The organism is Mycobacterium sp. (assembly GCF_044223235.1).
GTDB lineage: Bacteria > Actinomycetota > Actinomycetes > Mycobacteriales > Mycobacteriaceae > Mycobacterium.
This window is the reverse complement of the sequence record NZ_JBGAME010000014.1, coordinates 118,170-126,491: the sequence shown is the minus strand read 5'-3', so window position 1 is coordinate 126,491 and position 8,322 is coordinate 118,170. Positions and strand designations below refer to the sequence as shown.

The 8,322-nt window shown below is 63.7% G+C and carries 7 protein-coding genes; 3 read left to right on the top strand and 4 right to left on the bottom strand.

Going from position 1 to position 8,322, the window contains the following annotated elements; all coding sequences use genetic code 11:
* Window positions 1-173 precede the first annotated feature (173 nt).
* Together ADBZ6K_RS17365 and ADBZ6K_RS17360 are read right to left on the bottom strand one after the other, a co-directional pair.
* Window positions 174-1,310: a TRAP transporter substrate-binding protein gene (locus ADBZ6K_RS17365; protein ID WP_526348863.1), complete on the bottom strand. Its 1,137-nt coding sequence runs from the start codon at window positions 1,308-1,310 to the stop codon at window positions 174-176.
* Between the two features lie 451 nt (window positions 1,311-1,761).
* Window positions 1,762-2,583 carry an HAD family hydrolase gene (locus tag ADBZ6K_RS17360; RefSeq protein WP_526348861.1) on the bottom strand — a complete coding sequence of 274 codons (822 nt, stop codon included), beginning with the start codon at window positions 2,581-2,583 and terminating at the stop codon, window positions 1,762-1,764.
* A gap of 194 nt (window positions 2,584-2,777) precedes the next feature.
* Here ADBZ6K_RS17360 and ADBZ6K_RS17355 point away from each other — a divergent pair, with 194 nt between their 5' ends.
* The 3 genes from ADBZ6K_RS17355 to ADBZ6K_RS17345 all read left to right on the top strand — a co-directional run bounded on the left by ADBZ6K_RS17355 (window position 2,778) and on the right by ADBZ6K_RS17345 (window position 5,345).
* Complete coding sequence (locus tag ADBZ6K_RS17355; RefSeq protein WP_526348859.1) at window positions 2,778-3,704, top strand: LysR family transcriptional regulator; 927 nt, start codon at window positions 2,778-2,780, stop codon at window positions 3,702-3,704.
* Window positions 3,705-3,810: 106 nt separating this feature from the next.
* Window positions 3,811-4,404: a TetR/AcrR family transcriptional regulator gene (locus tag ADBZ6K_RS17350; protein WP_526348857.1), complete on the top strand. Its 594-nt coding sequence runs from the start codon at window positions 3,811-3,813 to the stop codon at window positions 4,402-4,404.
* Window positions 4,404-5,345 carry a 2-hydroxyacid dehydrogenase gene (locus ADBZ6K_RS17345; protein ID WP_526348855.1) on the top strand — a complete coding sequence of 314 codons (942 nt, stop codon included), beginning with the start codon at window positions 4,404-4,406 and terminating at the stop codon, window positions 5,343-5,345. The genes ADBZ6K_RS17350 and ADBZ6K_RS17345 overlap by 1 nt, the downstream gene beginning before the upstream one ends.
* A gap of 13 nt (window positions 5,346-5,358) precedes the next feature.
* Here ADBZ6K_RS17345 and ADBZ6K_RS17340 read toward each other — a convergent pair whose 3' ends face one another.
* Both ADBZ6K_RS17340 and ADBZ6K_RS17335 read right to left on the bottom strand, forming a co-directional pair.
* Window positions 5,359-6,135 carry a class II aldolase/adducin family protein gene (locus ADBZ6K_RS17340; RefSeq protein ID WP_526348853.1) on the bottom strand — a complete coding sequence of 259 codons (777 nt, stop codon included), beginning with the start codon at window positions 6,133-6,135 and terminating at the stop codon, window positions 5,359-5,361.
* Between the two features lie 161 nt (window positions 6,136-6,296).
* On the bottom strand, window positions 6,297-8,045 hold the full coding sequence (locus tag ADBZ6K_RS17335) for an HNH endonuclease signature motif containing protein (protein ID WP_526348851.1): 1,749 nt from the start codon (window positions 8,043-8,045) through the stop codon (window positions 6,297-6,299).
* Window positions 8,046-8,322 lie beyond the last annotated feature (277 nt).

Sequence of the window (8,322 nt, the reverse complement as noted above, 5' to 3'; positions counted from 1 at the left end):
GGTAGAGGGCTACGATAGCGACGTCCATCGCTACTCCCTTCAAAAGTGTTGTGAATTATCGTGATTCAGCGGATCTCGTAGTGGACAAGGGTCGGGCACTCGGCGCTGAGCGCATCCCCGACCAGATCGGGCAGATCAGCCGGCGAGGCGGCCGCCAATCGAATTCAAAAATCCTAGTGAGGCGGCGGAGGGTTGCTGAAAACGTCGGCCTGCATGATCGGGCGTTCGATGAATCCGTGCCATTTCTTGACCATCCAACGGAAGGCGTTCCAGGACTCGAACACTCGCTTGTAGTCGGCACTCTTGGCGCTCTCCTGCTTGTGGATGTCCTCCATCACGGCGAACGCGGTGCGCATCATGTCGACGGGGAACTCGCGCAGGATGGTGCCGCCCGATACCAGCCCGGCGAGCGCGTCACCATTCTTCGCGTCGTATTCGGCAACCACTCGCTGGTTGGCTTCCCATGCCGCCGACTCGATGATCTGCCGGTACTCGACCGGCAGCTCATCGAAGGCTTTCTTGTTCACCATGAAATCGAGCTGATCACCGATCTGCCACCAGCCGGGCGAGTAGTAGTACTTGGCGACTTTGTTCAGCCCCAGTGCAGCGTCGTCGTATGGTGCGACGAATTCGGCCGCCGTGAGTTCGCCCGATCGCATGGCGTCGGCAAGCTTCAGATAGGGCACGTCGACGGGCACGACACCGAACGTCTTCATGACGTCGGCGCCGATGCCGCCTATGCGCATCCGCAAGCCGTTGAGATCGGCCGTGGAGTTGATCTCCTTGTTGAACCATCCGCCCATTTGAGAACCGGTGTTACCCGCTGGGAAATAAACGATTCCGAACGTGTCGTAGATCCCCCCGATGAGGTCCATCCCACCGCCGAATCGCAGCCAGGACGCGTGCTCCGCGGCAGTCAACCCGAACGGAGCGCCGGAGCCGAAGGTGAGGCCGGCGTTCTTGTCCACGTAGTAGTCGGACGAACTGTGCCCGCAGTCGACGAAACCCTTGCTGACAGCTGTCATCAGGTCGTCCTTGGTATCCAGGTCGCCCTCGACGTAGAGGTCCATCGTGAACCGGCCGGCCGTCATAGCTTTCACCCTGTCGGCAACAAACTGGGCGCCGCCGTACATGATGCTGAGGTCCTTGGGCCAACTGACCATCATGCGCCAATGCACTTCCGGGCCCGCGACGGATCCGGTGTCATTGTGAGCGGGTTTGGAACATGCGGTCGCGGTGCCGGCGAGCAGGGCCGAGCCCACTACGGCGGCGGGGACACCGGCAAGCAGGCGGCGTCGTTCAACTGTCATTTCCAGGCTCCATCTCGCTGTTCATCCAAGGCTGCCGGCTGTTGCCAACGCCATCCTCCACGTCCACTCGAGGGTGGGTTTGCTCGTGTTGTGCTGTGGCACAACCGACATCGCGAATCCCTTTCTGTGTCGTCGACCGGTATCGGCGGTGAGTTACCCCACGGCCGCAATTGGCTGCGCAACTGCCGTCCAAACGTAGGTTCGCGACCGCGAACACAAAAACCGGCCAATGTAAAGAACTCGTTACGTCAACCGCTGCGGCACTGAATGCCTTTGAGCGGATCAACACGCACCTTTCGACCGTGATTCGGTCTCACCGGAATCTGTTTCACCCCAAGGCAACCGAGCACGCTTGCATCGCGATCGGATGAAAATGACACGGAATCAACGAATTTGAGATGATCGCGATCTTCGGGCATCGCATGTCGATCCGGCAGCGGTTGCCCACGGGTCAACCTGACGGGTCACCTGCACACGTGTTGTCGCGTAGGAGGAGTTCACTGATGTTACGGATCACTCGGGTGCAGTAGTGGGCCATCGCGTCTCGGGTTGCTCCGGCGGTGACGCCGACAACAACGAATCCACCGTCCGCAGCCGCCCTCACGCCGGCTGTCGTAGCGTCGACGACCAAGGTGCGGCGTGGGTGGGCGTCGAGTTGCGAAGCGGCGCAAAGGTAGGCCGCCGGGGCCGGAGGGCAGGAAATGTCTAGCAGGGTTGCGGCGACATCGTCCAAGAGGACTGCGACCTTGCCCCGCAGACGTGCGCTCCGCAGCATCAACTCCGAGTTTCCCGTGCCGGTGACGACACCAACGGGCACCCGCTTTCGCTCGAGATGCGTGAGGAGGGCGGCGGCGCCGCCGCTGGCGTGCGGCGTGTTCGCTTCGACGAAACGACGCAGGATGTGGTTGTGCAGGTTGGCGATGCCATGGTGGGTGAAGGCATACATGTTGTCCGGTGCCTCGCCCGCCGGTAGTGCGATGCCGCGCGAATCGAGAAACGTCGCGATACCGATGAGCGACGGCTGGTTGTTCAGGTAGTGCCGGTAGTCTCGGGACGAGTATGGGGTGATGGGACCGTGGCGCTTGGGAAAGCGGTCGATGAAGTCCTCGAATGTCGCGTACCACGCCCGATGGCGCACGGCGGCGGTGTCGACGAGCACGCCATCGAGCCCGAAGAGCACGGCGTCATAGTCAGTCAGCTTCATCGGATGGTTCGCTTGCGTTCGGTGGACGGGGCGGTTCGATGGGCCCGCCGCGGTGTCGGGGCGCAACACCGCCGCTGTTTGGCGCGGTGACCGCTGGACGGCTGCATCCATGGGCAGACCCTTCGTGTTTTCTGAATCAATGAGCATCTGGGGTGGGCGCTGGTCCCGAACATCGCGGGCTCCTCGCCCATTGGAAGGATCGTAAGCAGCCACTACCCCTTATTTAAACCAGCTGATATAAATAATCACATTAGATTTTTCTGATGCAAAGAGGAGTCGTGGTGCGAACGTCACTACCGGACGTCAAGCTGCTGCACATCTTCGAAGCCGTGGTACGCCACCAGGGTTTTGCCCCTGCGCAGCAGGAACTGGGGCTTTCCGCCTCGGCGATCAGTACCTACATGGCCCAGTTGGAACGGCAGCTGGGCGTCGTGCTGTGCCATCGTGGGCGCGGGGGTTTCAGTCTGACCAGCAAGGGTGCGCTCTACCACGGCGAATGCGTGCGAGTCCTGGCCGAGCTCGACCGGCTCGGGCGCTATGCGGGAGTGTTGAAGACGGAGTTACATGGAACGTTGAGAATCGGGATCATCGACGCCGTCGCCACCGATGCGGCTCTGCCGCTGCCGACCGCACTCGCACGGTTCTCCTCCGATCATCCGGGCGTTTATCTGGATCTGGCCGTGCGAACCCCGCACGAGCTGCAAGTGGGCATACTCAACGGTGACATCGACGTAGCAGTCGGCACCTTTCCTTCACCCATGCCAGGACTCAGCGGCCGTCCACTGCACCGAGAACAGCACTGGCTCTACTGCAGCGATGCGCACCCGCTCTTCGCGGCGAAGGCCATCTCCACCGAGGTGATCACCCGGCAGCGGATTGTCACCCGGGGGTACTGGAGTCAAAGCGAACTGGCACAGCAGGGATTCACCGCACAGGCGGCGACCGTGGAGAATATGGAGGCGCAGTTGATCCTCATCCTGTCGGGCACGTTCATCGGCTTCCTGCCCGAGCATTACGCACAGCCCTGGTTGGACCGCAACCGACTGAAGCCGTTGCGCCCCGCCGCCTTTGGCCACCAGGCGCAGTTCGCGGCCATCTATCGCCGCGGTCACCGCGAACCGCTCGTCTTGTCGTTTTGTGAGCAGCTGCGGACGGCGGCCGACCACTCGATTACGCGTGATTCACGCTGACGGGAAGCACTGCCGGTCATTTCACCACGCCGGCCGTCGCGGACATCCCGGTCGTCGTGCCATTAGGGTTTGTCGAGAATCAGAACGGATGAAAGGGGCGCCGCTCGTGCCGAAAATCGTCGTTCACGAAGATCGCCGTCGGGAACTTGCTGACGCGGTGCTCGCGCTGGCCGCGCGCAACGGCGTCGGCTCGGTAACCACCAGAGCCGTCGCCGAGGAAGCCGGCTGGTCGATCGGTGTGCTCAATCACTACTTCGATTCTCGGCATGACCTACTCCATGCCGGCCTGCTTCGCGCCAGCGAACTCCAGCATGCCGCCTACAACGCGATCCTGGCTGAATCCGATACGTCCGCGATGCAGAAGCTGCACGCATTGACGGGCTCGGTGTTGCCGCTGGACGATCGCCGGCTGGCCCTGACGCGGGTGTTCCTGTTCTTCTACGCGGAGGGCACCGCATCGGAATCCGCGCGCGCACAGATTGCCGAGTTGCTCAGGCGCTGGCGGGATCTCGTGAGGCAGACGCTGGCCGCTGCGATTGCCGACGGCGATCTTCCGGCGAGTCAAGATCTCGACACCGCGGTGCTGCACCTGACTGCGCTCACCGACGGCCTGTCGCTTGAAGCGGTGCTCGACCCTGACGTGATGGCGATGATCAGCAGGCCCGATGCCGTCGCGCGTATTGTCGCCAGGATCGCCTGATGGCTGTCAAGGGCGTTGTGGTGGTGGTCGATTCGTTCATTGACATCGACGCGTTCGCTGAGGCCGTTGCTGCTGCCGGTGTCGACGTCGAGGTCGTGTGCTCCGTCGAGCCTATCGCCGGACCTGAGATCATCGCGCTTCTGATCGGTCCCGAAACCACCCTCGCGCCGGACGCGCTCGCCGCGCTGCCCAACCTGCGGATGCTGGCGGCAACATCTGCGGGCTACAACCACCTCCCGGTGGAGGTGGCCCACGACCGCCGGATCACGGTGACGCGCGCGGTCGACTACTGCACCGAGGAGGTCGCCGAGCACGCCATCGCAGGCGTCTGCGCGCTCCTTAGATCCGTACGTCCCCTGGATTCTGCTGTGCGGAAAGGAGTTTGGTCTGTTAAGAGTGCGCCTCCGGACCGGATCGCAACAACCGTGCTGGGGCTGTACGGGTACGGGAGGATCGCCCAGGCATTGGCCGAGCGCGCAATCGGCCTGGGAATGACGGTGTTGGCCTATTCGAGGACTCCGCGCGATGCCGCGGGAGTGGAGTTCGTCCGCGAAGGCGAACTCTTGGCGCGCTCGCGGGTGGTGAGCCTTCACGTTCCGTTGACGCATGAGACCCGGGGACTGGTCGATACCGACTTCCTGCGCGCGATGCGGCATGGTTCGTATCTGGTCAACGTCTCGCGTGGCGAACTGCTGGATGAGCATGCCGTCGCCGACGCCTTGTGGGTCGGCCGGCTTGCGGGCGCTGCGCTTGACGTGCTTTCCACGGAGCCTCCGTCGCCATCAAATCCGCTCCTGACGGCGCCGAACACATACCTCACGCCGCACGCCGCCTGGTACTCCCCGGAGGTTGCCGCCCGTCTGGCGAGACAGTGCGCGCAGAACCTCATCGCCATCCTGAACGGCATCACCCCGGCCGGAGCGGTGTCCGCGCCGGGGTGACGGTTGTGGCTCGTCAGTTCGTGTAGTCGGGGGCGATGCGGTCCAACATTCGCAACAGGGCCGCCCAAGCAAGTTCGTACGCCTTGTCATCGGTGAACTCGTCGTCAGCCTCACCGGCGAACTGCCGTGCGACGTACTCCGCGAGCTCGGGGCTGGGAAGGCGCAGATTGCCGCCCGCCTGCGCGGCCAGCTGGATCTCGCAAGCCTTCTCCAGGTAGAACATCCGCAGAAACGCCTCGGCGGGAGTGCTGCCGACGGTAAGCAGGCCGTGGTTGCGCAGTACGAGTGCGATGTTGTCACCCAGGTCGACGACCAGGGACTCGCGTTCGGAGGTGTTGAGCGCGATTCCGTGATAGTCGTGGTAGCCGACGCGATTGTGGAACTCCATCGAAATCTGGTTGACCGGCAACAGCCCGTCCTGCTGGGCCGCGACCGCGCACCCCGCCCTGGTGTGGGTGTGCAGGACGCAATGGGCGTCCTCGCGGGCGGCATGGACCGCGCCGTGAATGACGAACCCGGCGGGATTGACCAGATAGTCGGATTCCTCGACCAGGTTGCCGTCCAGGTCGATCTTGACCAGGCTGGAGGCGGTGATCTCGTCGAACATCAGTCCGTAAGGATTGATCAGGAAATGATGCTCGGGGCCGGGCAGGCGAACCGACACATGGGTAAAGATCAGATCGGTCATCCGGTAGTGGGCGAGAAGGCGGTACACCGCGGCCAACTCGCGGCGCAGCCGCTGTTCGTCCTCGAGGCCGACGACCGAGGTGACCTGGGTTGCAGCGGTCACGACTAGTTCTCCTTAACTCTCAAGACTTCCAATGCGGGTCATTGCGGATCCGGATTAAAACATATCAGTTGATATATTTTGGTGCAACGTCCGGCCTATAGCTGGTTACGCGACGACCCCGAACCCGGTTCCCGCTCAACCTCCTACCGGAAACAAGGACGTCAGGGATCCTGTTGCCGATCAGCGAATAGTGGTTCATCAGAACATTTTTCGTCAGTATCGGGTGCGGGGCTGCGAGCTTCGTTGCGGGCGCGCTCGGCTTTGATGCTCGCGTGCCGATCCTGAATGCGGGTGCGGCGGCGCAGGGGCATCATGGCGCCGCGGTCGCCGGTGGCGCGACAGCTGGCGGCTGGATCCGTCGGCGGCAATGGTGCGGTGCTCGGCTCCCAACCCGGGACGAGCAATCGACTCCCAGGATGGGTGACATACGTACGTGAGCTCGGCGACGTCCAGATGATCGTACCGTCGGGCAACTGTCGGTCGGACCACCCGTCGGGCCCGGCCCAGAATGTCTTCATCAAGTGATGAAGACGGCATAGGCAACGCAGATTGCTCGGATGGGTCAGCCCATCCGGCCAGGGGACGGCATGGTCCAGGTCGCAATAGTCAGCCGGGCGGTCGCACCCGGGAAAGCGGCAGGTCAGATCCCGGCAGCGGACGAATTCTGCCAGTGCCGCCGAGGGCCGATAGTGCGGTTCGGGCTCGTCGGGCGGTCTCTTCAGGATGCGAACGGTCGCGCCGGCGCGGATCAGTTCCGTCAACAACGGAGCGGGGATGATTCCGCCGCCCAGGATCAGTCCGCCAGCCGGAAACAGTGCGGGCGGCTTCGACGGTTGGGCGTCGGACGTCGCATGTGGCAGCGGCTCGGCAGCCTCTTCGGGGGTCCCGCCATGCTGCGACTTATGCTCGGGCGCAACGCTTTGGTGGTCCTGCGGGTTGGCGGCGTTGTTCGGGGGTGGACTTGCCTGCCGGTCGGCTCCAGTCTCTGGTGAGGTCTTGGCCTCTGACGCCGACGTCGATTGGCCCAAGGCACTTTGATCGGTCAGGACGTGGACGACCAGCGAGCGCGCACGGCCATCGTCCACGCCTGCTGCCGGGCATTGCGGCGTGCCGCACGCGCAGGCCAGTCGCAGTGATCCCGCGGCCAGCGCACCAAGTGCATCGGCGCGTCGCTGAGCGTGCGTGCGGGGGTCGTCCTCGCAGACGTCGGCGATCATCTGCGCGAGTCGGCGGCGGAGCACCTGCGCGTCGCTGCCAAGCAGCCTGCCACGGACAAACGTGGTGGCCGAGTCGTCCTGATCCCAAATCCCGACCTGCACGTCGCGGCCTGCGGCGCTGTCCCGGGTCTCGCGCTGCGCGAAGGGGTCGTAGCGCACCACCAACTCGTCGATCGCCCGAGTCAGTTTGTAGTCCGAAAGTGGGCCCCACGTCGTGGCACGTTCGGCCATGGCCGAGTCGATCAGTGCGAGCACTTCGTTCTCGACAACGAGACGGGTGCGCCACACGGCCGCAGCGACGGTGCGCGAGCTGAGCGCTCCAGCGCGATACAGCGCGCCCAGCCGCGGCAACCGGTCTCGCAGCGAACGTCCGATATGCATCTGCCCCGATGCGGGGCGGTGCGCGATATTGAGCGCGGCGGAGACCTCGCCGGCGCACGAATCCCAGGGATCACAAACCCATTTGGATCGCTCATCGGGGTCGTCGGGATCTCCGCAGCGGCGTTCGGTCAACTCCGCAATGGCGGCGAGCCGACGGGCATCGGCGGCCGCGGTAACCCGTGCCCAGCCCTCGATCGCCGCGACGACCGCGTCGTCATCAGCGTCGGCCAGGGCTTCCGGCTCCAGCTCCACCGCGCTATCGAACATACTTTCGATTTTCGCACTCGTCACTGACGTGCGGCTGCGGGTCACGGCCGGCCTGTGGACGAATCCTGGATTGGGGACAACGTCACGCGGGGTACAAGAAGGTCTGGTATAAGGCCGGCGCACAGGGATGCTCAGAGCCGGAGCGCAGCATCGAAAGGCATTGCATCCCACTTGATTACATGAGGACCATGAAGCCCCGTCAATTCGGGGTGGTAGTGTCCGACTGGGCGCGCAGGACCGCCCGAAGTCCGCTCGAAGAGGCTCAGCCTCCCTGCAGGTGGTTGAGTTCGTCACGACCTCTTCTCGGCCCGACCTCGCGGAC